General features: G+C 61.1%; 33 protein-coding genes. 20 read left to right on the top strand and 13 right to left on the bottom strand.

The window, feature by feature from the left end:
- Positions 1–250 precede the first annotated feature (250 nt).
- Positions 251–493 carry a helix-turn-helix domain-containing protein gene (locus tag C447_RS16990; protein WP_010612647.1) on the bottom strand — a complete coding sequence of 81 codons (243 nt, stop codon included), beginning with the start codon at positions 491–493 and terminating at the stop codon, positions 251–253.
- Between the two features lie 111 nt (positions 494–604).
- Between C447_RS16990 and C447_RS18470 the strand changes: the two genes are divergently transcribed.
- The 3 genes from C447_RS18470 (at position 605) to C447_RS00470 (ending at position 2,725) form a co-directional block, all read left to right on the top strand.
- Complete coding sequence (locus tag C447_RS18470) at positions 605–1,411, top strand: HNH endonuclease (protein ID WP_237713451.1); 807 nt, start codon at positions 605–607, stop codon at positions 1,409–1,411.
- Positions 1,412–1,707: 296 nt separating this feature from the next.
- Positions 1,708–2,493 carry a hypothetical protein gene (locus C447_RS00475; RefSeq protein ID WP_007689743.1) on the top strand — a complete coding sequence of 262 codons (786 nt, stop codon included), beginning with the start codon at positions 1,708–1,710 and terminating at the stop codon, positions 2,491–2,493.
- Between the two features lie 13 nt (positions 2,494–2,506).
- The gene (locus C447_RS00470) at positions 2,507–2,725 is read left to right on the top strand and encodes a hypothetical protein (RefSeq protein ID WP_007689742.1); all 219 of its coding nucleotides are present in this window, start codon (positions 2,507–2,509) and stop codon (positions 2,723–2,725) included.
- A 67-nt stretch (positions 2,726–2,792) separates the two neighbouring features.
- Here the strand turns inward: C447_RS00470 and C447_RS00465 are convergent, their stop codons facing one another.
- Genes C447_RS00465 through C447_RS17525 form a run of 8 tightly spaced genes read right to left on the bottom strand, consistent with a single transcriptional unit; the run spans position 2,793 to position 5,358 of the window.
- Positions 2,793–3,092 (bottom strand): hypothetical protein, encoded by a 300-nt coding sequence (locus tag C447_RS00465; RefSeq protein WP_007689741.1) that lies wholly within the window; start codon positions 3,090–3,092, stop codon positions 2,793–2,795.
- Between the two features lie 51 nt (positions 3,093–3,143).
- Positions 3,144–3,443: a hypothetical protein gene (locus C447_RS00460; protein ID WP_007689740.1), complete on the bottom strand. Its 300-nt coding sequence runs from the start codon at positions 3,441–3,443 to the stop codon at positions 3,144–3,146.
- A 55-nt stretch (positions 3,444–3,498) separates the two neighbouring features.
- Entirely contained in the window at positions 3,499–3,792 is a 294-nt protein-coding gene (locus C447_RS00455; protein WP_237713452.1) for a hypothetical protein, read from the bottom strand.
- A gap of 55 nt (positions 3,793–3,847) precedes the next feature.
- Positions 3,848–4,150: a hypothetical protein gene (locus C447_RS00450; protein ID WP_007689738.1), complete on the bottom strand. Its 303-nt coding sequence runs from the start codon at positions 4,148–4,150 to the stop codon at positions 3,848–3,850.
- A gap of 43 nt (positions 4,151–4,193) precedes the next feature.
- Positions 4,194–4,484, bottom strand: a complete 291-nt coding sequence (locus C447_RS00445; RefSeq protein WP_007689736.1) for a hypothetical protein — start codon at positions 4,482–4,484, stop codon at positions 4,194–4,196.
- 51 nt (positions 4,485–4,535) lie between these two features.
- Positions 4,536–4,826, bottom strand: a complete 291-nt coding sequence (locus tag C447_RS00440) for a hypothetical protein (RefSeq protein WP_007689735.1) — start codon at positions 4,824–4,826, stop codon at positions 4,536–4,538.
- Positions 4,827–4,870: 44 nt separating this feature from the next.
- Entirely contained in the window at positions 4,871–5,164 is a 294-nt protein-coding gene (locus C447_RS00435) for a hypothetical protein (RefSeq protein ID WP_010612648.1), read from the bottom strand.
- Positions 5,161–5,358 (bottom strand): hypothetical protein, encoded by a 198-nt coding sequence (locus tag C447_RS17525; protein WP_152416113.1) that lies wholly within the window; start codon positions 5,356–5,358, stop codon positions 5,161–5,163. Before C447_RS17525 ends, C447_RS00435 begins: the two co-directional genes overlap by 4 nt.
- Before the next feature lie 513 nt (positions 5,359–5,871).
- Here C447_RS17525 and C447_RS00430 point away from each other — a divergent pair.
- The 5 genes from C447_RS00430 to C447_RS00410 are packed head-to-tail and all read left to right on the top strand — an operon-like array spanning position 5,872 to position 7,423.
- Positions 5,872–6,096, top strand: a complete 225-nt coding sequence (locus C447_RS00430; RefSeq protein WP_007689730.1) for a hypothetical protein — start codon at positions 5,872–5,874, stop codon at positions 6,094–6,096.
- Positions 6,097–6,147: 51 nt separating this feature from the next.
- The gene (locus tag C447_RS00425; protein WP_007689728.1) at positions 6,148–6,336 is read left to right on the top strand and encodes a hypothetical protein; all 189 of its coding nucleotides are present in this window, start codon (positions 6,148–6,150) and stop codon (positions 6,334–6,336) included.
- 48 nt (positions 6,337–6,384) lie between these two features.
- Positions 6,385–6,930, top strand: a complete 546-nt coding sequence (locus tag C447_RS00420; RefSeq protein ID WP_007689727.1) for an HVO_A0114 family putative DNA-binding protein — start codon at positions 6,385–6,387, stop codon at positions 6,928–6,930.
- Complete coding sequence (locus C447_RS00415) at positions 6,927–7,124, top strand: hypothetical protein (RefSeq protein WP_007689726.1); 198 nt, start codon at positions 6,927–6,929, stop codon at positions 7,122–7,124. Before C447_RS00420 ends, C447_RS00415 begins: the two co-directional genes overlap by 4 nt.
- A 20-nt stretch (positions 7,125–7,144) precedes the next feature.
- Entirely contained in the window at positions 7,145–7,423 is a 279-nt protein-coding gene (locus tag C447_RS00410) for a hypothetical protein (protein ID WP_007689725.1), read from the top strand.
- Between the two features lie 172 nt (positions 7,424–7,595).
- Here the strand turns inward: C447_RS00410 and C447_RS00405 are convergent, their stop codons facing one another.
- Entirely contained in the window at positions 7,596–7,967 is a 372-nt protein-coding gene (locus C447_RS00405; RefSeq protein WP_007689724.1) for a hypothetical protein, read from the bottom strand.
- Between the two features lie 334 nt (positions 7,968–8,301).
- On the opposite strand from C447_RS00405, the gene C447_RS00400 reads away from it, so the two are divergent.
- The 10 genes from C447_RS00400 to C447_RS00360 all read left to right on the top strand — a co-directional run bounded on the left by C447_RS00400 (position 8,302) and on the right by C447_RS00360 (position 18,986).
- Positions 8,302–9,297, top strand: a complete 996-nt coding sequence (locus C447_RS00400; protein WP_237713453.1) for a hypothetical protein — start codon at positions 8,302–8,304, stop codon at positions 9,295–9,297.
- Between the two features lie 45 nt (positions 9,298–9,342).
- Positions 9,343–9,777, top strand: coding sequence for a hypothetical protein (locus C447_RS00395; RefSeq protein WP_007689722.1), 435 nt, complete (start codon positions 9,343–9,345; stop codon positions 9,775–9,777).
- A gap of 90 nt (positions 9,778–9,867) precedes the next feature.
- Positions 9,868–11,649, top strand: coding sequence for a metallophosphoesterase (locus C447_RS00390; protein ID WP_007689721.1), 1,782 nt, complete (start codon positions 9,868–9,870; stop codon positions 11,647–11,649).
- Entirely contained in the window at positions 11,649–14,450 is a 2,802-nt protein-coding gene (locus tag C447_RS00385; RefSeq protein WP_007689720.1) for an AAA family ATPase, read from the top strand. The genes C447_RS00390 and C447_RS00385 overlap by 1 nt, the downstream gene beginning before the upstream one ends.
- On the top strand, positions 14,447–14,698 hold the full coding sequence (locus C447_RS00380; protein WP_007689719.1) for a hypothetical protein: 252 nt from the start codon (positions 14,447–14,449) through the stop codon (positions 14,696–14,698). The genes C447_RS00385 and C447_RS00380 overlap by 4 nt, the downstream gene beginning before the upstream one ends.
- Before the next feature lie 124 nt (positions 14,699–14,822).
- A complete protein-coding gene (locus tag C447_RS00375) occupies positions 14,823–16,550 on the top strand; it encodes an MBL fold metallo-hydrolase (protein ID WP_007689718.1) in 1,728 nt (575 codons plus the stop codon).
- Entirely contained in the window at positions 16,547–17,077 is a 531-nt protein-coding gene (locus C447_RS00370; protein ID WP_007689717.1) for a hypothetical protein, read from the top strand. The genes C447_RS00375 and C447_RS00370 overlap by 4 nt, the downstream gene beginning before the upstream one ends.
- 449 nt (positions 17,078–17,526) lie before the next feature.
- A complete protein-coding gene (locus C447_RS00365; protein WP_007689716.1) occupies positions 17,527–18,303 on the top strand; it encodes a YqjF family protein in 777 nt (258 codons plus the stop codon).
- A gap of 70 nt (positions 18,304–18,373) precedes the next feature.
- Entirely contained in the window at positions 18,374–18,553 is a 180-nt protein-coding gene (locus tag C447_RS17520) for a hypothetical protein (protein WP_152416112.1), read from the top strand.
- Positions 18,554–18,596: 43 nt separating this feature from the next.
- On the top strand, positions 18,597–18,986 hold the full coding sequence (locus C447_RS00360) for a hypothetical protein (RefSeq protein WP_007689715.1): 390 nt from the start codon (positions 18,597–18,599) through the stop codon (positions 18,984–18,986).
- On the opposite strand, the gene C447_RS00355 is transcribed toward C447_RS00360, so the two are convergent.
- Positions 18,983–20,092: a transcriptional regulator FilR1 domain-containing protein gene (locus C447_RS00355; protein ID WP_007689714.1), complete on the bottom strand. Its 1,110-nt coding sequence runs from the start codon at positions 20,090–20,092 to the stop codon at positions 18,983–18,985. The two genes, C447_RS00360 and C447_RS00355, sit on opposite strands and share 4 nt — an antisense overlap.
- On the opposite strand from C447_RS00355, the gene C447_RS00350 reads away from it, so the two are divergent.
- Positions 20,073–20,981, top strand: a complete 909-nt coding sequence (locus C447_RS00350; protein ID WP_237713454.1) for a YqjF family protein — start codon at positions 20,073–20,075, stop codon at positions 20,979–20,981. The genes C447_RS00355 and C447_RS00350 overlap by 20 nt on opposite strands.
- A 178-nt stretch (positions 20,982–21,159) precedes the next feature.
- On the opposite strand, the gene C447_RS00345 is transcribed toward C447_RS00350, so the two are convergent.
- Entirely contained in the window at positions 21,160–22,278 is a 1,119-nt protein-coding gene (locus tag C447_RS00345; protein ID WP_007689711.1) for a transcriptional regulator FilR1 domain-containing protein, read from the bottom strand.
- A 104-nt stretch (positions 22,279–22,382) separates the two neighbouring features.
- Here C447_RS00345 and C447_RS00340 point away from each other — a divergent pair, with 104 nt between their 5' ends.
- Positions 22,383–22,856, top strand: coding sequence for a DUF1648 domain-containing protein (locus tag C447_RS00340; protein WP_007689709.1), 474 nt, complete (start codon positions 22,383–22,385; stop codon positions 22,854–22,856).
- Here the strand turns inward: C447_RS00340 and C447_RS00335 are convergent.
- Positions 22,835–23,026, bottom strand: coding sequence for a hypothetical protein (locus C447_RS00335; protein ID WP_007689707.1), 192 nt, complete (start codon positions 23,024–23,026; stop codon positions 22,835–22,837). The two genes, C447_RS00340 and C447_RS00335, sit on opposite strands and share 22 nt — an antisense overlap.
- Positions 23,027–23,244 lie beyond the last annotated feature (218 nt).

The following is a 23,244-nucleotide window of genomic DNA, read 5'->3' as shown; positions in this document are numbered from 1 at the left end:
CGTCGCACTTAGTAACCCGTCGTTCCTCAATATTAATGCAGACTTGCAAAATAAATAAAGAGAGGTCGGCCCCTAGTCCGCCATCATTGTTCAGCGTGCCAGATACCGCTTTAGGAACCCACAGATGTGTGATGAGCCCTCGTGCTCTCTCACGCAGTTCAGTGGCTGCCGTCAGCCTCAGCTAGCGTAACACGATATTCCATACAATTACCTTCGCTTAGTAGTAGCTCTCATAACATAATCCGGAATTTCAGCTACTGTTGGAACTTCTAATGGTCCAAAAAGCGGCATCACCAACATCTCGGCGTTCAACTACTCCTTCTTCAGCAAGCGTATTGAGTCGTCTGCGTGCTGTATCTCGGTGGCAACCAATCCGGTCAGCGATTTCTCGGGTTCCACCACCATTGAGTTCAGAAATCGCATCGAGAAATGCTTGCTCTGAGTATGTGTCCTCGTATTCGCCGCTCGATTCATCCCGGTCTTTACCAACCATCGTCTCTGCAACTCGCTGGCCGGCGTGAAGTGGTATAACTACCGGATTTTTGACCATTCGGCAGTTGCAGAATGGTAAGAACCAAGTACCATGCGTCAGTTGCCGTATGGTATGGGAGACATAGACTGGGATAGACTTGAAGCTGCCAAGCGACGGCAAAAAGCTGATAAAACAGTTATAAACTATACTGATGAGGGCTTGTTAAATCGGTTGCAGGAAGTAGCCGAAGACCTAGATGAAACACCCACCTGTCACCAGATGAAACAATATCCCTACACAGCGAGTCCGGCAACATACAAATCGCACTTCGGGTCATGGAACAACGCAATCAAAGAATGTGGCTTAGACCCGAATAAGCCAGGGATTACAGTAGATGAGCATCGGAAGGAACAGCTCCTTGCTAAGATCCAGCGGCTTCACAAAGAGATAGATCGAGACGGGGCTCCAACAGCAAGGGAGATGGACCGCTGGTCACGAACAGATAATAGTTTTCCGTGTCAATCGACAGTGCGGAACGTGTTCGGGTCGTGGAGAGAAGGAGTGTTGAAAGCCGGTTTTTCTCCACATTCCCAGGGACAGGGGCCTAAGAAAACCGCTCGAAAGGAAGGTATAGACTACATACCGATCGGAGGAGGGTGGTACAAACAACGGGAGAAGGCTATTGAACGAGATGGAGGCGTTTGCGTTGATTGTGGCCGTTCGCGAGATGAGCATCGGAGAATGCATCACGGGGTAGACTTGCACGTTCATCATCTCGTTCCTCGGGAATGGTTCTATTACCAGGATAGCATGACGATCGACGAGCATGGGAATCAGCTTGCCAATCTCCTAACTATCTGCTGCGACCATCATAAGAAGTGGGAGCAAAGGCAGGTCGATCCTGAGGAAATTGGACTAAACTTACCGAGCGATTTCTGATTCGGTAGAGCGTCTGTAGGATACATCGCTGCACTCGTTGAAAAGCGAGTCCAGGTAGGTTTTATCGACAAACTAACCCGCTCGCCGAGCTCTCGCTCCCGGAGCGCGACTTCGCGTGGGAAGGCGAGCCCACGACCGGAACGGGGTCGCTCACACTCGTCTTCCCCGACGGCGATATTAGCCTCGACGGGCGCTACCTCGCCCATCAACAGGGCGGCCTCATCGTCGAAGGCGTTGAGGACTACCTCGACGAGCACGCCGACCGAGAGCTAGAGATCCCCGCGACCTACACCGCGATGGACGACTTCCCCACCTACGTCGGCATGATCACCACCCTCAGTTCGGGCTACGGGCTGGGTATCAACAGTTGGCTCGTCGAGATGGCCGTCCGCTTCGCCACCGGCGGCGGACGCTACAGCGCCGACGACCTCACCCTGATCGCCTGTGGCGTCGAGGGGTTCGTCCTCCGCGCGCCCGACGGCGACTTTCTGTTCACCACCAAGACCGTACACGAGCCCGACCACGACGACTACGAGCCCCCGAGAGCGGACGTCGGCCCCATCAGTATCGAGGAGGAGACCGAGCACGTGATCGAGGGCATGACAACCCTGCTCGCCGACGCCGAGACCTACCTCGATCTCCGGGCGACGAGTTACGAGGGCCGCTCATCGACCTCTCACCGGATCGCCTTCGAGGGGAGCGACGAACAGTATATCCGCGTGAGCGGGACGGACGCCGGGAGCTACAGTCGGATCACCACCGAGCCCGCGGACGTACTCGGCGACCACGAGATCGACACCGCTCACGGTGAGCACTACGAGTGCTCACTCGACGAACTGGAGTACGAGGTGGGAGAGGACCTCCGGGACGGCATCTGCGTGGGGTATAGCGTGGCCTTTCACGACCCGCGCGAGTCCCGGCGGGCCTCGATGTCCGGGCGCGTGAAAGCCAGAATCAACTATCACTACCTCCGGCTTCGGGATACGACCGTCACGGAACTCGACGCCGGGACGAGCACGGAGACGTTCGCGGAGTTCGAACCCGAGAACAAAGATTACAACCCTATCGGCTCGCACCTCTAAGCGAGACAGAGAAATGACCACGCTCAACGAGTGGACCGAGTTCGAGAGCCCGTGGCTGCTTGGAGCACTAGCGTTTGTGACGTGGATACTCACGGCAGCGCTCTTTGGTGTGGTCTTCGGCGATACTCTCGCCGAAGCGGTCGACGTCTCGACGGTCGTCGGCGCGCTCACGTTCGCGGCGGTGGTCATCTACTCCGAGAGGCGCTCTACTCGGCGCTCGACATCCAATTAGGCACGTGGATTTCTTCGCCCCCGGCGAACGTGGCGACGAGAACGGACGTGCGGACGCTTGCGAGAGCTCACGCCAACGTGAGGATCTGGAGGAGAGTAGCCCCGACCGCCACTACCGCACAGACAACGAGAAAGGCGAGCTGGTAGCTGCTCGTCGAGACCTCCGCTGAGTCGGGGTGACGAATGACCCATGCCATGCCGAGTACCATCGACAGGCCGGCGACGATCATGAGCCAGTTGAAGAAGTAGCCTACCCCGGCGAGAAGGCTCACCGTGCTGCTCACCAAGACCGCGAGCCCGGTTATTCCTGTTAGCCCCGCCCAGAGGTGGAGCGGTTCAACCGGCAACCGTTCGACAACAGTCGCCATACCTCGGGTTTATCGACCATCCCACAAGAATCCACCCGGCGAACGCGCGCTTTAGAGAAAGGAAAGAACCGTCATGAGGGAGCCGAGGAGCGAGAGCAGAGCAGCAAACGCGAGAACGACGAACCAGTAGGCGCTTTTCGAGAACTCCGCCGGGTTACGGTGGCGAACTTCCCAGCCCACGACGAACACCAGTGCTCCGCCACCGACGACCATCATCCAGTTGCCGATACTCCCCGAGCCCGCGAGAATGCTCGCCGCGCTACTCAACAGAGTCGAGAGTCCAATGACGGCCATGAGGCCCGACCAGACGTAGAGTCGGTCGACCGGGAACCGCTCAGTAGTCGTCGACATATCCAAACGTTGTCTTCCATCCCACAAGAATCCCAGCGACGAACGCGCCGATTTCTCACACCAATGCGAGCGCTACGAAAACGAACAGTGCGAGCTCGACGACGAGAGCACCGAACGCGAACGCAAGCCATCTGTTTCCGATCGAATACTCGGTGGGATCGTATTCGTAGTGCATCGCCGCTCCACCGAAAACGTTGCTTCCACCCATGAGGGCTATCGCCCACCAGTAATCCTCCCCATCCAGTAAAAAGAGAACGCCAAGCAGGCCAAGCAGAAGACCGCCGAGGGCCATCATTCCCGACTGGAGGTAGAGTTGGGGCATCGGGAGTCGGTCGACCAGATTGCTCATAGCTCGGGTTTGCTTGCCATCCCACAAAAATTCCGGCGACGAACGCTCTCGTCGACTACAGACTGATCAGGCCGGCACCGCTCGCATACGACACCAGCAGAACGACCGCGAAGAAATACTGGAGCACGATCCAGTAGTCCGCTACCGAGTCGTCGTCGGGCGAGGTCGTGTAGAGCTTGTGGCCGGAAATCCCGAGGAACAGCACTCCGAACACGGGGATCATCCACCCATACGCCGGTTCCGTATTCGTCAGGAACGCCACGACGCCGGCGAGGGTATAGACCACACCAACGAGCAATATTGGAGCGAGTCCGAGGTAGAGTCGGGGAATCGGCAGGCGGTCGATCGTCTCGCTCATACCGACCCATCAAGCGGCATCCCACAAAAATACCGGCGACAGTTTAGGCCCCGAAGACGAGCCCGACGGCGACACCGATCGAGACTACAGCGGAAACGGCGATCGTCGCCCACTCCCGAAGGCCGAGCTCGTCGGGAACGCGGGACAGTCCTTCGCGGACGGCGAGCAGGATGTTGAGCGCGCCGCCGACCAGCAGGCAGGCCCCGACGGCCAGCGAGCCGGCCCCACGGAGAAAGAGCACGCCGTACAAAATGCCAGCCCCACCGACGCCGAGAACGAGCCCGACCCACAGATACAGTGGTTCGAGCGAGAGTCGATCGAGAATACCGAGCATATCGAGAGTTGCCCCGGCATCGCACAAAAAGTCGCGCCGGACGTCGTGGATTTAGAGGAATTGTAGCGCGATCGCAGCCAACGACACCATCGCCATTACGACGAGAGCGATGATCCAGCCGTTCGTCCCCGTGTATCTGCCGGGGTCGCCAGTGACGATCTCGAAGGCCGTCGTCCCGACCATCACGAGTCCGGCCGTCACGAGCACGTAATTCGAGAGGGCCGTGATACCGAGATAGAAACCGAGAGCACCCGAGCCCACGACGGCGACACCCATGAGGGCGAAGACGATCACCAACCCGTATTCGATCGAGGGAGAGAAGCGCCCCGCGTTCTGTTCCATACTCTCGCCTTTGCGTGTCGAGGCTTAAATCCACAGTATGAGCCTCAGCCCAACGCGAGAAACTCGATCGCGTAGCTGGCCAGCACTAGTGTCGCCCCGACGACCAGCAACGCGACGATGGGGGTATCAGCATCGTACTCGGCGGGGTCGTTCGTGAGTAGTTCGTAGCCCCCAATGACGACCAACAGCGCCGCAGCAAACACAGCGACTTGCTCCGCGAGCCCAGCGGTTCCGTCGAGAATCGCGGTCAGATTGTCGAGGAAGAACGCGCCGCCGTAGGCGATAATCGACCCGTTGTAGAGATACAGCGTCGGGATACCGGCGATCCGAGTGCTCATGATGCTCGCCACTCCCGGATGCGTCGACCGAGGACGTCACCGAGCAGTTCGAGGACGAGTAGCAACGGCACGCCGATCAGTAGGAGCGTCCAGTTAAGCGAGCCCTCGGCGAGACTCGCGCCGATAAACATGAGCACAGTGGCGAACACGGCATTGAACACACGATTTCGGAGCGAGCGTCCCCGGATCTCCATACGAGATAATTGTACGTGGGACGTGAAATATCCCACTCCGAGAGCGACCCGAAGATATACCAAAACGGCGGCCGAACGAGCGAGTGTTCCAGAGCAACCGGAGGGTCTTGAAACAGCAACGATGGGATGGTGCTGACCTCCGAGGGACTTGTTCCAGAGCAACCCACGAGGTCTTGAAAGAAGCTAAATCCCTATGAGGTGCGCCGTAGTCCCACTTCCAGAGAAACCCACTGAGGTTTTGCAATTGCGAGAGGCAGTTTCATACCACTGCTGATTGGAATACAATTCCAGAGCAACCCACTGAGGTTTTGCAACCACCGACGCGGCCACATCGTCCTACTCGACACCTGTTCCAGAGCAACCCCCGAGGTTTTGCAATTACTACGGCCATCTGGCCTTCAACTACCAGACTCGGTTTCAGAGCAACCCACGAGGTGTTTTGTCGATTAAACCACCGAGAGTCGCCACAGCGCCGCCTGAAGACTCATGGTTGTGCGTTCTAGAGCGCTATATATGACGACTAACCGCGCTGTTTCGTCCGACCGGGTACTAACGAAGGCAAATTTCGTCCGTGTCTACAAATCGCTGACCGTGGTCGCGGTCATCATGGCCGCGTTCTCGATACTCGTTGCCGGGTTTCCAAGCGCCCTTGTGAACGGCGTGGTCGGGGTGTGGTTTCTCGCTACTCTATTCGTGTTCGCCCACCTCGGAATCAGGAACTCCACCCACGGTGTGTGAATCGAGAGGCTATCCGAGGGCTGTTTCTCGTAGGCATTGGATACCGAACCCATGCACAGCGAAGCGGTACGCGAGATCAAATGGATGATATTGGGTGCGACACTCATGACCACCGGCAGTATGTTCGCCGCCACCGCGCCGATCCTCGGAACGCTTGGCCCCCTCATGTTTCTTGCCGGACTCATCGTGCTCATTGCCGGCTTTGTCGGCGAAACTCGCTACGAGCAAACCCGGCAATGAACACTCAATCTCCCCAACTCTTTTACCGATAGGCTATCGCCCTATCATATGGACGAATCAAGTGACTCGGCGGACGACCAGCCAGCGAGCGAGAGCACCGGGAAATCGACGCTCCTAGAGAAGGGGGCGTCGGCGATAGACCAGCAGTACGCCGAGGCGGAGATGGACGAGGAGAGCCACGCCATCCTCCGCACGCACCTGTTCTCGACGGCGCTCAACGCCGCCGGATACGAGAGGCCGATGGTACTGTCGTGGGAGGACGCTCGGGATGTGATGACCGAGAAGCGACTGGAAATTCTCGACGCCCTCGGCTCCGATGTGGAGATCGAATCCCAGCGGGCGCTCGCTCGTCACCTCGATCGCAACTACTCGGATGTCTCGGACGACCTCGATATTCTCTACGAGGTCGGGGTGATCGAGCGCGAGCATCCCGATAGGAATACGATCAAGCCCGTGCTAGCGACCGAGAACATTGCCGTGAACCCGATCCTCGTCAACGGGACTCATCTCTCGGCGGAGGCGAACGTCACGACCTTCGACGACGATGAGGAGGAGGCCAACCCGGAGGACATAGAAGCGGAGGCCGAAGTATGAATCCCGAACCCGTCGAGCAGCGCGGGCTCTCGATCCCCGAGACGAGCGTTCTCGGGGCCGCCGGGCTGGTCGTCCTCTTGCCTGTATTCGCGCTCGCCGGCGTCGGCGGGGCGAGCTCGCTCTCGATCGGGCTCGCCGTCATGACCGCGCTCGCAGTGCTCACCGCGGCGGGGTATCTGACCGCTCGGCCGTAGCTCCGAGAGCACTACACACCATGCAGTCCAACGCCACAGAATCCGACACGGTGGACCACCAAGCCCGGAAGAATCGGCTGAATATCAGCGATCACACGTCCGTTCTTGGAGTGGATATTCTCGCCCACCCGCAGGCGGAGTACGCTCTCATGCACGACGTCTACAATCAGGGCGGGCTGGGTGCCGAGCCCGAACTATGGACGTGGAGGGGCGAAATGCTCGATAAGGGGTGTCGGGCTGAGCTCGCGGCGTGGGCGCGGCGGACAATCTTCTCTTTCGAGGGCGGCCATACCGAGTGAGTAAGCTCCGGTGGATGGATGCTATACGACTCAGACACGATTTCTCGACGAAGTTGCTACGAATCCGCCGCCGATTTCACGAAGACGATGCCAATGCCAAAGAGAATTAACCCGATTCCGGCAGCGGCACCAATCATCGTTCCCCGATAGGTCGTAGCGACGGCAGGAATCCTTACTCCGAGGAGTCGTTCCGTGAGCGGGCGAACTCGACGGTTCGTTCCTCGGCCGCCGGTTCGGCCTCACTTTCGTCGCCCTCGGTCTCACTTTCACTCTCGCGGTCGCCGAGCGGGTCGGGAACGTCGGCCGTGTGGGGTTCGTCGAAGGCATCCCGGAAGCGCTCGATGAGATACGAGAGCAATGCTATCGTTACTGGATAGACGAAGTAGACGACACCGCCCTGTGAGTTGCGGATGTTCTCGATAACGTCGATGCCGAGTATATCGAGGAAGATCAACAGCCCACCGAGACAGAGAACGCCGATCAGCACCGACTCGAAATCAGGGAGCGAGTCCCGAATCCGCTCGGCGAGCGCGTCTCGATCCATACGCTCACTGTTCTGGCATATCCTATACAATTTTCGCCGGGTCGGAGACGCTACGCAAGCGCCCGCGAGTCCGACCGAACCATCCCAACGCCGTACCAACAAAAGGCGAGGCCGAAGATACCAACCAACACCATACCAATGGTCGAGCCGGCGAACGGAACGAACGCGAGCGTGAGTAGCCCCCACACGAGCATATAAAGTCCTTCGCCGCGAGCTCCGCGTGTCCAGTTGGCCATAATTCGCTATAGGACGACCACTCAGATAAGTTATTCTCCGAACCCGATCCGACCGGCATTTATCCGGGAAGCCGGGGCATTCTTCTGTGGATACCTCCATGACTGGATCTCGCTCTCGACAGACGAAACGAATCGCTGGCGTTCTCGCGCTCGCCGCGATGCTCACGCTCGCTGGCTGCAATGGCATCCTCGGCGGCGGCCAGCAGAACACTACTAATTCGACCGTCGCCTCTAGCGGCGACCAGCAGACGGTTACAAACAGTTCGACCGTGACGCCCCTCGACGCCCCCACGGACCAGTCAACAACGAGTTCGGCCCAGCAACTCGCGCCCGGCCTGACGAGCGCGGGCGTCACCAACTCCGGGGCGCTTCTCCGAGCACACACCGCGTATCTGGAGAATCACTCGACGATCACGCGGGCGAACAGTAGCGTCGTCGCGCCGAACGGCACCATCGTCTTCTCGCTCAACCAGACCATCCACAAATCCCAATCCGGCGAGCGTATCGGATTCAGTGCGAACTACACGGGCTCGATCCCCGGCAGTACGAACGTCACGCGCCTCGATGGGTGGACGACGGACGGTGAGACGTACGTCCGCCAGACCTACCAAAATGGGACGACCGCCTACGCACAACCCGCGGGCGACTCAGTTCTGACCGATGGAACGCTCGGCGCGACGACGCTCTCGACGTATCTCCCGGATGCCGAACGAAACAATACCTCGGTCGAGACCCAGCAGGTGAACGGCTCGCCGCGGCACGTCGTTTCCGGGGCGCTCTCGGAGTCGAACATTTCCGCTGATTACCGGCTCTCGATCGACGAGCAGGGTGTCACCCGCGATCTGGTCGCTGTGCGGCCGAATCCGACCGGCGGCAACTCCGTCCGTGTTCATATCACGCTGGAGAACGCCGACTCGACCGAGCTCGAAACGCCGGCGTGGCTCTCCGAGGCGCGACAGCAGACCGGGACGCCTGCCTCGTCGATGCCGACCGCTCGTACCACACACCTCGGAACGAGTGAGTCCTCGATGGGTGCAGCGACCGAGAGCGCCAACACGACGATCGACGGACTCGTCGAAACTACCGCGACGTAGGTACAGCCACCGGGTTACATGAGGCCGCGCCTTCTATCGGGGAGAATGGTGCGCCGACGAATCAAGGCCATTTTCGAGTTTGGATTCTGCGTGTTCGGCCTCTGGGCCGTGCTATTTCTTCGGAAGGCGACAGCCGACCTCCCCGAAGACGAGGAAATCGAGGCGAATCAACCCCTCTCGCCGGGCGTTCTGGCGCTCGGGACAGGAACGTCCGTTCTCGCGGGGTTGCTCTCCGACCACGACGTCTGTGGGATTCGGACGAGCCGACGCCGACGGTTCCTGTTCACTTTTCTCTGGAGCGGGAAGGATCGGGTGCTTGCTCGATTCGCGTCGAATCCAGATGCGTTCAGAGAGAGCCTCGCTATCGGTGAAACGGCGGGGCTCGTCGTCTACCGACTGTGGTACGGGATTCTCCACCCACTTCCCGGTCCAGATCCCGATGCCGATTCCGATGCTGATGCCGGTGTTTCGGAGCCGTAGGAAGCCAACGCGACCACGACGACTTTCACTCTCCTTTCTCCCGATCCTTATACCGGATACCGGACTAACCCCGGAATAGAAACCCGCTACATGGTCCACATCGCCCACATCAGCGACACCCACCTCGGGAATCGCCAGTACGGCAGCGACATTCGGAGGCAGGATTTCACCGACGCCTTCGCCCAATCAGTCGAGCGCGCAATCGAGCGCGACGTCGACGCCATCATTCACACCGGCGACCTCTTTCACCGGCGGACGCCGCCGCTCCCGCAGGTCAACCAGTGTATCAACGTCCTCCGGCGTGCCGACGACGCTGGTATCCCATTCCTCGGGATCGTCGGGAACCACGACCGAAAGATGGACGATCAGTGGCTCGATCTCATGGCCTACACCGGCACGGCCAGCCGCCTCGATTCCTCCCCGACGATGGTCGGTGAGGGCGAGGAAGCAGTGGCGATTTATGGCATCGACGCCGTGCCGAGCCCGGCGTGGGAGACCACTGATTTCGAGCTCGAACCTCCCGAGAACGACGACGCCTATCGCCTCTTGTGTATGCACCAGTTGCTCCACCCACCCGTACCGGAGATCATGGCGGAGTACCCCGCCGAGTCGGTCATCGACCGACTGGATCTCGAGATCGACGGGCTCGCGCTCGGGGATTATCACGAGGCCGTCAGCGAGGACGTCAAAGGCGTCGATGTATGGTATGCTGGGTCCACCGAACGCGGGAGCGCCGGTGAGGAAGGCCCACGCACCATCACGATGCTTTCGGACTTTTCTGGGCATACGATGTCGCGGAGCCACGTCACCCTCGACACGCGGGATTTCGAGCAGATACCGATCACCTTCGAGGAGAACGATGGGTACGAACACGCCCGCTCGAAGTTCGAGGAGGTCGACCTCACGGACGCCGTAGCGGTCGTGAGCCTCACCGGCAAGCGAACGTCACTGACGGCGAGCGACGTTCACGAGATCGCGCTCGATAGGGGTGCGGCAGTGGCGCGCGTCGACGACAACCGAGGCCGCGAACATCTCGATATAGGGGCGGACCCGACAGCGGACGTCGAAGACCCCGATACCCTGATCGACCGGCGACTCGCCAAAGCCGGCCTCAGCGAGCCCGCTCTCGATGTGGAGAGCATGGTCCGCGACGAGGCCACCTCGACAGCGGCCCTCGATGATAACGCCGACCAGATGATCTCCGAAGCGCAGGACGACGCCTTCGAGAGCGAGAATCCCGACGCCGTGCTGGGCGATGGTCCCGCCGAGGAGCCGGACGAGAGCCCCGAGGAACCTGTCGAGAGCGATGAGGCCGCCGAACAGGGCGAACAGGAAGCCGACGAGGAAGCCGAGCCCGAGTCCGAAGACGACGAGGAGGAGGACGTCGCACCGCTCGCCGAACGAGTCGCCAACGCCGGGCCGGGTGGGCCGAACGAGCCCGACGACGCCGACCCTATCGAGACGGCACAGCGTCTCCGAGAGCAGGCCGAGGCCGCCGTCGAGGCGGTCGAGGGCGGAGGTGGGGATAGTGACGCCGCACAGGCCGAGAGCGATGAGAGCGGCGACCAGCCGGCCCCAGCGGACGCAGAGCCAGCCGACACCGGAGACGAACCCGAACCCGTCGAGGCCGAGACGGAAGCGGACGCCGACGACGAACCAGTCGAGGGCGAGCCACCGGAGGTACGCGCCGAGACCGCGCCCACGCCCGACGAAGGCGAAGGCGAGGCCGTCGAAGCCGAGGCCACCGACGGCGGGAGCGATACAGAGGATGAAGACACCGACGACGACAGCGAGAGCACGAAAGCCGAGAGCGACGGCGCGAGCAGTCAGACGTCGTTCGCTGACCTCGCCAGCGAAGGAGATGATAGCTAATGAAGATCACCAGAATCCGACTCCAGAACATCCGCAGCTACGAGGACCAGACTGTCGAGTTTCCCGAGGGAACCATCCTCATCCACGGCGAGAACGGCGCGGGGAAGACCTCCCTGCTGATCGGGATGTTCGGCGGGCTCTTTCTCTCGAACATCACCAACGTCGAGGGCAACTCGTTCAACGTCGGCGACCTCGTGCGCCGCGGCGCGGACAAAGGCAAAGTCGAACTGGATTTCGTCGTCGACGACACCGAATACACTGTCGAGTGGGAGATGCCCAGTCCCGACAGCGGCGCGGCGTCGAAGGCCACGCTCTCCTCGCCGGTGCTCTCCGATCCCGTCTCGGGGATTCGGGATGTGCAGCAAGAAGTCACGAATCTCCTCGGGATGGACGAAGACGACTTCTCTAGCTCGGCCTACGTCCAGCAGGGCGAGATCGATCGTCTCATAGAGGCGAACGACCGCGGCGAGATGATCGATAGCCTACTCGGCCTCGATCAGATCGAGGGCTACATCGAACGCGCCAAACTCACCCGACGCGGCGCTCGGCGCACCTACGAGCGGTGTCAGGAACGCCGGAAAGGCCAAGAGGCGAACCTCGAAGAATACGAGAAAGATGAAGACGGCTATATCGAGGAGGTTCAGAGCCTCAAAAGCGACATTGACGAGCAAAAAGACCTCGTACAGCGCCATCAGGACCACATCGACGAGGAACTTGTCCCGAAACTCAACAAATACACCGACCAACTCGAACGGTACGACACACTCTCCGAACGCCGGGAAAACAAACAGAGCCAAATCGACGACGCGAAGGACTCGAAGATCGAGGCCCGGAAGGAACGCCAAGAGGCGAAGGATACCATTGGCGAGCACAACTCGGCGATCAACGACCTCCGAGACGAGATCGATACGCTCGACGAGGAGACGGAGTACGACCTATCGAGCGCCGAGAGCACGGCCGACGCCCATAGCGAGGCCCACGACGACGTACTCGCCGCCCAGAAAGAGAAGAACACGCTCGAAAATGAATACAACAACGCCCGCGACAACCTGCTGGATGCCAAATCCGACCTCGGTGACGTCACCGACGAGTTAGAGCAGGCCCGTGAGCAGGCCGAAGAACAGGAACGAGCGATCGACGAGGCCGAGAGCGACGTCGAGGACCACGAGACCGAACTCCGCGAGCAACTCAGTGACCTCGCCGAGACACTCGACGAATACGAGGTGGAAGCGAACTTCGGGATGGACGAGGGCGAGATAGACCTCAGCGTGGCGACGGACGCGCTCGCCCCGCTTGCACGAGAACGAATCCCCGAGCGCCGGGAGGAACTCGGCGACGAGATCAACGAGCTCACCGGCGAAATCGGCCGACTCGAATCGAAAGTCGAGACCATCGACGACCAGATCGAGGAGTTCGAGGGACTCGGCGAGGCGGGCGAGTGTCCCAAGTGTGGCCAGCCCGTCGAGGAGGCCCACGTCGACGAGGAAATCAGCGAGCTAGAGAGCGAACGCGAGAACGTCGAAGCCGAGATCCAGTCCCTACAGGACGATCAGAAGCAACTGCAAGTCCGCAGCGGCCAGTTGAGCGGCATCCGAAACACGGTCAACGACGCCATCGACTTCTACACCGATACGCTGGTGGAGGCCCGCGAGGACGCCGAGCAACTCCGCGAGGCCCGCGACGAACTCCGAGAGGAGATCGAGGAACTGGAAGGCGACGAATCCGACCTCCACGAGCAGATCGACGACCTCGAAGCCACCGTCGAGGAGCGCGAGGAAGCCTTCGAGGAAGCCGAGGCGGAGATGGAGGCGATCAACGAGAGCCGACAGGTTGTGAAACAAGCCGACGAGAAGTACGACGCCATCGACGACCGCCAGACCAAGATAGACCAGCACCAGCAGGCCATCAGTCACGCCGACGACCGAATCGAGCGCCTCGACGACCAGAAAGAGACCTACAAAGCCGAAAAGGAGGATCTAGAGCACGAACTCGGCGAGTATGATCCCGAGGAGCTTCGGGAGTGGATCGATGAGTACGAGAACGACATCGAAAATCATCGCCAGTGGCGTGACGAGGCTCAAAGCGAGGTCGAAGACCTCCGGGGCGAGATCGCCAGCGTGGAGACGACGCTCGACAACCTGCGTGACCTCCACGAGAACATCGCCGAGTTAGAGCACCGCGAACGCTGGGCCGACAGCGTTCGGGAGGACATCGAGCACACGCTCTCGATCTACAACGAGGTGCAATCCGATCTTCGGGAAACCTACCTCGGCTATCTCAACGAGTACGCCAACGACATCTTCAAAGACATCTACAAGAACAGCAGCTATCAGCAGGTCAGAATCACCGAAGAACACGACGAGACCTACGATACCTACGACTACGACATCAAGCTGCTCCGGGATGATGGGACGATGGAAGATCCCGCCAACGCCAGCGGTGGCGAACGCGCGGTCGTGAACCTCGCCCTCCGGGCGGGCATCTATCGTCTCATCGCCCAGATCCGGGGTGCTGGCGGGACGCTTCCGCCGTTCATCCTCGACGAGCCGACGACGTTCCTCGATGAAGGTCACGTCGGGCAACTCGAACAGATGCTCGACACCATCAAAGAGTGGGACGTCGCACAGGTGTTCGTCGTGAGCCACGACGAGAGCTTGATTCACGGCGCGGACCACGAGTGTCTCGTCACGAAGGACGAGGGCTCGGCGAGTCAGGTGGAGATGCGGCTGGCCGGACAGGACTACGAGGGCGGCGACGGGAGTGGCGGCGAGCTCGCGCTCTCGGATGGTGGCCAGTCGTGAGTGACGAATCCGACTCGGAGCGCGATCCGGCGGAGGGCGAGAACGTCGCTATCTACCCATCCTCGGACGGCGACTTCGAGGTGCATCTCACGGGCGAACCAGTTGAGGAAGTCCCGGAGTGCCCGGAGTGCGAGGTCGCCGGCGAGCCACTACCGGACGCCGAGAGCGTCACCGAAGTCGCGTGTATGGACGAAACCTGCGAGGTGGGGTCGTACCTCCTCGACGGAACGGTCTTATGGCGTGAGTAGGCCGAGGCTTATCCCGGATTCCGCGGTAATTCTCGGTAGACGTGATGAGACTCAACACAACTGAGAACTGTGAGGTCAACGTAGAGCCACGAGAAAATCCTGACCCGAATCGGGAGGTCGTACAGTGAAACTCTCCTTCCAGCACGCCAACCCGGACGCCGGGAGCGAGTCGTTCCTCATCCGGTGTGAGCGCGAGAGCGAACACGACCAAACCGCCTGTATTCTCGTCGACGCCGGCCCGGAGGTCGACCTTGATGCCATGCTCGACAGCGACGAGTACCTCACGGCAATCCTCCTGACCCACGCCCACGCCGACCACTACCTCTCGCTTGCCGAGAACCATCGCGACGGCGCACCCATCTACGCAACGGAGGCGACCGCCTCGATGCTCGAAACCGTCCTCACCGAAGCCCAGCGCTCCGCCGCGACGGACCTCGGCGACCCCGAGGCAGTCCTCGGTGCGCTCGAACCGATCACGGAGTGGGCGTCCCCTCTAAGTGGCGTTCGAGTCGCGCCCGTTCCTGTGGGCCACGTACCCGGTGCGGCGGGCTTCGTGATGCAGTACGAGGACGACGGCGGTGAGCAGCGAACCGTGCTCGCCACCGGGGATTGGACGCCCGAGCGTGCCGCTGGCAATCCCGGCCTCGACGGCGACCTCGGGGTCGACGTCGATGCCCTCTTTCTCACGGGCGCGACCAACGACTGCTACACCGACGCGCTCACCGAATCCATCGGCACGATCGCCAAGCGTGCCTACGCCGGGTCGTCGGTGCTCGTGAGTGCCTCGGGGTTGATGGGCGTTCGGTACGCCTACCTGCTTTCCCACCTCGGCGAGCGCCTCGACCGGCGGCTCTCGATCAACCTCGTCGGACAGGCCGCGAAGCTCTACGATGACCTCGGGTACAACCTCCGGGGTGTCGAGTCGATACCGGAGTACGAAGACCCCGATGCGCTGCTCGGTCCCGAGACGGTGACGATCGCCGGCCCGGAAGTCCCGACGGAGGGAAGTTCGGGCCGCCTATTCGAGACCATTCAGAACGACGAGAGCGCCACGCTCGTCCAGATACTCGGTGGTGGCGACCCGCCGATCGCCTCGGCCCGGTGTACGATGTACGATTTCGAGGTCGTCGCCCACCCGACCGAGTACGCGGTGGACGAACTCGTCGAGGAGCTCTCGCCCGAACAGGTCGTCGTGACCCATCAACACGGCCGGAGCCGAGACCGATACAAGAACAAAAACTACCACGCCTTCGTGTGGGCGACTGACGACCGACAGGCGTACCCCATCTTCGAGGCCGGCGAGTGGTCGCCGCCGCCGTGGATGACCAGCGAGGGCATCGCCCTCGTCCGAAATGGTGGCGACCCCACCCAACGCAACTGGTTCGGGACCGCACTGGAGAGTGCGGACGCCGGCCTCTTGCTGCCGACGTGCGAACGTGCCGAGCCCGACCTCGCGGCGGAGGGTCTTGACGTGGACGCACTGGAGAGCCGACTCAGCGGGCCGAGTGGCGACGTAACGAGTCCCGACTACGAGACCAACGAGAGCGCCGAGAGCGAGCCAACACCCACCGAGCCCGCTGTCTCGGCATCGACGCCGGAAGCGACGACAGCGGACGAAGCAGACCCCAATGCGGACGCGCTCACGTCGATACACGACCGACTCGACGCGATCGAGAGCCACCTCGAACCGGAGGAGCAAACAGTCGAAGCGCGTGTCGTCGACGCCGGCGACGGCGTGACCATGCTCCGGCTGCTCGATACCGAGGACGGCGACGTACCAGACCTCAAACACGGTGAGGAGGTTGCGGTCACGCTTCGAGAGAGCGCGAAAGCCGAGGTGACATCACCATGATCGACGACAACGAGATGGACGCCGAGGAGACCACCCAAGAGAACCCCATCGAAGAACAGGTAGCGAAGTTGCGAAAGAAGGAGCGACCGCTCACATCCGAGGAGAAGCGCCTTCTCATGGATGAGGCGATCGGCATATCCAATCGCCCCGGAGAACTGCGCGAGGAAATCGAGTACGCACTTCGGGCAGGGAGCGTGATCCACCTGATCGACGGGACCGACGCCGAGGTCGAGGCGATCGTTGAGAAAGCAGCGGGCGACCGGGACGTGCTCACCGTCGAGTGCGCGCCCGACACCACCAGCGAGGAGATTCCCGCCTCCCGCGTGCCCGAGGAGACGCTGGTGTTCTACGACGGCTTCGGCGAGCTCCCGAGCGACGTCCAAGTCACGGCCGCCCAGCGGGTCAAAGGCCAGTTCGAGTACCGAACGCCCGTCGTCGTGCGTTCGAGCGAAGAAGCACGCGATGACCTCACACTCAGAAACGGCGATCTCGTTGGACGGGTTCGTTCAGTCGACCTCGACGAGTAGGTCAGCTCTGACCACTGCTCGGTGGGGGAGAGGAACGGTGACGACCCGGAAGGGCCGTCGGGAACGAAACTGCACGATGTGGCTTGCACGCGACCAACGAATCCTCCTAGCGGGAGGTCGTGGTGCGAGTTGGATCGGTTGCGGTGGGGCGTGCAAGCCGCCGCTGCTGTGCCATTGCAATTTGTTTTTGGTCGAGACGGCCGGGACGGATGCCAGAGACACCCGGCGTCTCTATTCACCTCGAATCGCGTCGGGGTCATATTTGCATGGCCCAAACACTGTGTACCCCCTGAACATCCATGCAGGTGTTTGACATTCTCTTTGAGCGCGCCGGAGAGCGAAGGACGGCAGACAGACGCTCTCGACACCCGCTGGGCGGGCAGTACGCCCGAGAACCCCTCAGATTCCGCGGTCGGAACTGGTTAGGAGGACACCCACCGAGAGCGAGTATGTCCGAGCGGCCGCTCGCCGAAGTTGCGTTGCGCGACGTTCTCTACGTTCACTGGCCGATCCAGCCCGAGAAACTCCGGGCGCTGGTCCCCGATGCGCTCTCGATCGACACCCACAGCGGGAGCGCGTGGATCAGTGCGGTGTCGGTAAAGCTCGCCGAGGCGAAGGTGCGTCACGTCCCGCGCCGGCCTTCGGCCGTGTCGATCAACCTCCGAACCTACGTCTCACACGGGGAGGAGACGGGTGTCTACTTTCTCGATCTCGAGATCGACGACCTGATCTCGTCGTGGTTCGGTCGATTGGGTTTCGGGATGCCCTACTACCACGCCGAGATCGAGCGGGGCTACCACGATGGAGCGTTCACGGTCGAGAGCACGCGGAATCGGCGAGGCATGACGCCGGCCCGATTCTCGGCCTCAGTACGCCCGAATACCGAGGACGTGAGCGCGATCGAGAGCGGGTCGCTCGACGAGTTCCTTACTGAGCGCACCAACTACTTTTTCGAAGCGGGGCCGCGGCTTCGCCAGACCATCGAGATGCTCGGGACGACCACGGGTGTTGGCTCACCGGACGGCAGCGGATCGGGAATGTTCGCGGGAGCCGCCGAACACGACTCGTGGAAGATCACCGACGCCGAGGGGACCGTCGATGCAGGAACGCTCTTTCAGGCCGCCGAGATACCCCAGCCCGAGGGCGAGCCACGATTCAACTACGCACGCGAGCAGTTCATGCGAATGGCGCGAATCCGCGAGCTCTCGATACCGACGCAGGGTTGAAATCCTCGTAGAGCGATCTGGAGTCCGGCTCTCGATTAGCTATTTCAGGTGTCGGATTCTCTACTGCGCTATGAACCGTTCCCGGAGTATCGATCGCCGGCGACTGTGGCTGGTCACGGGTGCAATGTTGCTCGCCGCGCTGGCGACCGGCGTCGGTCTTTTACAGGACTACGATAGCATCTGGTCGGTCGGCGCGTTTCTCGCATTTCTCCTCGTCGCGGCCATGAGCGGCTACGAACTCTACCGCTGACCGCACGGTTATTTGTGGGAGTGGCTACAATTCTCTGGTAACGATGTCGACGTCTTCCGAGCAGTGGTCGCCCGGTTCGAGAAGGGCACTCCGGCATGACCTCGGCTGGTGCTTGCTCACAACCACGCTCTTTGGCGCGTTTGCTTTCTGGGAGCCCTTTTTTGAAATCACTCCGACAACCGCCGAACTCGCCGTCTCGATAGTTCTCGGCATCATGCTCGGTACTGCAATGCTGCTCGTCTCGCTAACGACCGTAAGACGGCGAATGTGGGAGAGCGAGCGCTTCAAATTCGTGTTTCTGTTCTCCACCGCCATCGGAATACAGGTAGCTATCCAGTTCATTCCGATGTGGACCGTCCTGATCATGCTCGCCACATTCGTCAGTGCGATTCCCGGACGCCTCTACCTCTACCGCCGAGCCAACAGTAACTAACTGAAACGGTCGCGCGCCCAATCCAGCCGGAGAGCTTTGTAAAGCCCGTTCTCTCGAACCGGATCGAGCAGGTAATCGAGCGGCGTAGAAGCCTGCTGGTGGTAGTCCTCGAACAGTTCGGTCGCCCACGCGATAAGTGCGGGATTCGTCGAATCGAGCATGGCATCCCGACGGGTGGTTTCGAGAGCTTCGTCCGACCCAAAGAGCACGCGGTCGTCGTCGAAGATGATCAGGTCGATCGGGAGGTCGTCGGGGTAGACTCGCCAGTCCGCACCATCAGCGGCGATACATTCTCGGAAGTGCCGGATCTCGGTGCGACTGTCGGGCAGCGGGTTGTGCGAGGGCAGCGGCGACACCGATTCCCACGTCGAACCTTCGTCGAGCGCCCGTAGCATGGTTTCGACGCCCGCCTCAGAGTAGTACCGCGAGAACATTCGGGCGTGATCGAAGCCTTCCAGCATCCGCTGGCGGAGGTGTTCGTCGGCGCGCTGGGGTCGGTTCGGACGCGACTCGACCACCTCGGCGTCGGCGATCAGCTCGATCGGGAACTCGATTTTCTTCGGATCGACGAGCCGAAGATACGCGATCTTCTCGACGACGATTCCGACCACGCGATGCAATTCCTCGTAGGCGTCGAGAATTTCTTTTCCCTCTTTCGTGACCATGCTCTCCGGGCGCGGCGTGATCCACTCGGACGCCTCGAAATCCTCCATTGCCCTGTTGATCGTCGAACGCGACGGGTAGGCATCGTCATGGACCATTTCACCCCGCGAGAGTCCGTCGTCGATCCCACTGAGAACGCGAAAGCGGTTGTTGTCCGTCGAGGAGGCCAGATGAGAGATCGCCTCGCGGCCAACGGCTTCGCACGCCGTCGCCGTCTCGCGCACCGCGACGTCGCCTGCCGCCGTCATCTTCCGGCGGCCCTCGATCGCGGCCACCGCCCCGGATTCTTCGAGATCCTCTAAAGCGGTGTAGACGGGTGTTCGATCGACGCCGGCGCGCTCGGCCAATTCGCCGGGTTTCGCCGACCGCTCTCGCAGCGCCCGGAGAATAGCGAGACGCTGGTCGCTTCGAGAGATGTGTTCGATGAGCTCCCGCGCGTTCATGCGATTCCTTTCTGCCGTGGGGGGTCTTGAGGATTGTCGGTTCGCTCGCCACCAGACGGATGTTTATGTTCGATTCCAGTCAAAGAGGAGTATGAGCGAGAAGCCAGCGGCCGAGGTAATGCTTCGGGACGTGCTCTTTGCCCATTGGCCGATCGCAGCCGAGAAGCTACGGTCGGTCGTGCCAGACCCGCTCTCGATCGATACTTTCGATGGGAGCGCGTGGATTACCGTGCTCGTCGTCGACATCGCCGGCGCTCGGGTTCGCGCCGTGCCCTATCATCCCTCTCTCCCATCGATCAACCTCCGCACCTACGTCTCACACGGCGACGAGACGGGCATCTACTTCATCGCTCTCGAAATGGACGGCCAACTCTCCTCGTGGCTGGCTCGCAACGGCTTCGGGATTCCCTACTACAACGCTGACGTCGACATCGACACCAGCCAGCGAACGCGGTCGGTCGAGAGCTACCGCGAGCGCCGGGGTGGGACGCCCGCCCGCTTCGCCGCGACCTACCGACCCGAGGATCTCCACGAAGGCGGGTTCGCCGAGGAAGGCAGCCGTGAGGAGTTCCTAATCGAGCGCACCAACTACTATTTCGAGGCCGGCCCGGAGTTTCGTCGGCTTTCGGAGGTCATGGGAACGACCGAGGGCGGCTCTCGAACAGGGCAGACGAATACGGGAACGTCGATGTTTGCGGGAGCCGCCGACCACCGACCGTGGGCGCTGACCGACGTCGACGCCGAGATCACCACCAACACGCTGTTCGAGGCCGCCGGCGTGCCCGAACCCACCGAGTCGCCGGTTTTCAACTACTCTTCTCGGCAGTATATGGCCGCCAAGCGGCTGCGAGAGCTTCCGAAGACAGTACCGGAGCCCATTGAGCAATGAGCGAACGGAGAAAGTGGGCGCAGGTAGCAGTTGTGCTCGGTCACGCCGGCCTCTGTGTATTCGTCATCTCTTTGGGCAACTACGTGTTCGGCGGGTTTTGTGGGCTTATGGCAATTCTCTGGGCCGTCGTGCTATGGCAAGAGCGAACCGTTGCCGAACCAGATGGTGAACCAACCAGCTAGTCGTTCTCGGCCGTCCGACCGCGAGCCCAATCCAATCGCAACGCCCGGTAGATACCCTTCTCCTTGATCGGGTCGAGCAGATAGTCGAGCGGTGTCGACGCCCGCTTTTTGTGCTCATCGTAGAGGTCGTGCGACCACTCGATCAGTGAAGGATTCGTCGAATCGAGGATCGCGTCGGTGCGGGTGGTTTCGAGCTCAACGTCGGTCCCCAACAGAACGCGATCGCTGTCGAACAGAATCATATCTATGGGCAAGTCGTCGGGATAGATGGTCCACTCGACGCGCTCGGAGCCGAGCCCCATCCGAAAATGCTTGATCTCCGGCGGGCTGTCGGGTAGTGGAGCGTGCGAGGGCAGCGGCGTGACCGCTTCCCACGACGAACCCTGCTCGACCTGATCGAACATCGGCGTGACCTCCGCTTCGGAATAGTAGCTCGCAAAAACCTTCGCGTGGCCGAAGCCCTCGTTGATTCGCTCTCGCATATGAGCATCCGCCCGTTGTGGCCGGTTCGGACGCGAGCGAACCACTCGCGCGTCGTCGATCAGGTCGATGGGTATGTCGACTTTCGAGGGGTCGACGTGCCGGAGATACACTAGCTTATCCACCACGATGTTCACGACGCGATCGAGCTCGGTGTAGGCATCGTACACCGCCCGGCCTGCTTTCGTGAGCGTGCTGTTCGGGCGGGGCGTGATCCAGCCGAACGCCTCGAAATCCTCCAGCGTTCGGTTAATCGTCGAACGCGATGGGTAGGAGTCGTCGTGGACCATTTCACCACGCGAGAGCGAGTCGGCGAGCCCGCCGAGAATCCGCAGGCGATTGTTATCGGTCGAGGAGGCGAGGTGGAAGATCGCCTCGCGGCCAACGGCTTCGCAGGCGTCGAGCGTCTCGGCGACGGGAATATCGCCAGCGGCGGTGAGCTTTCGCCGGCCGTCGATCGAGGCGACAGCCCCGGATTCTTCGAGGTCTTCGAGAGCGGTGTAGACAGGTGTGCGCTCGACGTCGGCGCGGTCGGCCAACTCGCCGGGTTTCGCCGAGCGCTCTCGCAGCGCACACAAAATGTCGAGTCGTCGGTCGCTTCGAGAGATGTGCTCGATCAGTTCGCGGGCGTCCATTGGATACACGTCTACCGGGTAGCGTATTGAAACTTCTCGGATAACTACAAACCTGAATCGGCCAAAGATTCAATTCGCCACCATGAGAAGATCATCAAGAGAGCATGAACCTCCGCCCGAATCGCGTTGATCTAGTGGGTACCGCTATCGCCACCCTCACGCTGCTGGGCAGTCTCACGCTCTGGAGTCAACTTCCTTCACAGGTAGCGATTCACTTCTCGGCGAGTGGCGACCCCAATACAGTAGTCCCGAAAGCGATCGCGGTGGCGCTCATCCCCGCGGTCATGCTTGGGTCGCTCGCTATCCTGCGAGTCGCCGCCCACTACGACCCGCCGGACGACGAACGAGTGTTTGTCGTGACCGCCATCGGGACGATGCTGCTGCTGCTCGCCGCCGTCCAGTTCCTCGTTCTCGGATGGAACCTCGGCTACGCAATATCTATGGACGCCGTTCTCGTCGGCGCAGTCCTGTGGGTGGTCGCGCTCGTCGGTTATTCCTACCACCGCACAGGCACGCTCGTTAGGACGAAAAAACCCGCCGTTACTGAAGCTCTCGCTCAGTTCTGGAGACGCTGGTAGGCCAGCACGCCGGCCGCGACGACCGCTGCGATACCGATTATCGCCGGCACGAGTTGCCCCGACCCCCACTCCCAACCGAGGAACTGCGAGCCGAGGATAGCCACGACACAGACAGCGATCCCGACGGCGGTCCCCACGGTCGATTGATCGCGCTCGAATATCGACGCCATAATCCCCACCTACGCGCCCCGACCTGATAAAACCAGAACTTTTGACAGGTGTGTGTCGAACGGCCGGATAGTGAGATTTCCCCCAACCTGTATGGTGGACGACTGCACACAGCCGATATGTACCCGAATTACGAGCGTCGACGCCGGTACAGAAACAAAGCGCTGATCCTGTCTGGATTGTGGATCGGCTACACTTTGCTTTGGACGCAGGCAGTCGC

This window comes from Halococcus hamelinensis 100A6 (assembly GCF_000336675.1).
Lineage (GTDB): Archaea > Halobacteriota > Halobacteria > Halobacteriales > Halococcaceae > Halococcus > Halococcus hamelinensis.
This window is presented reverse-complemented; position numbering and strand designations above follow the sequence as displayed.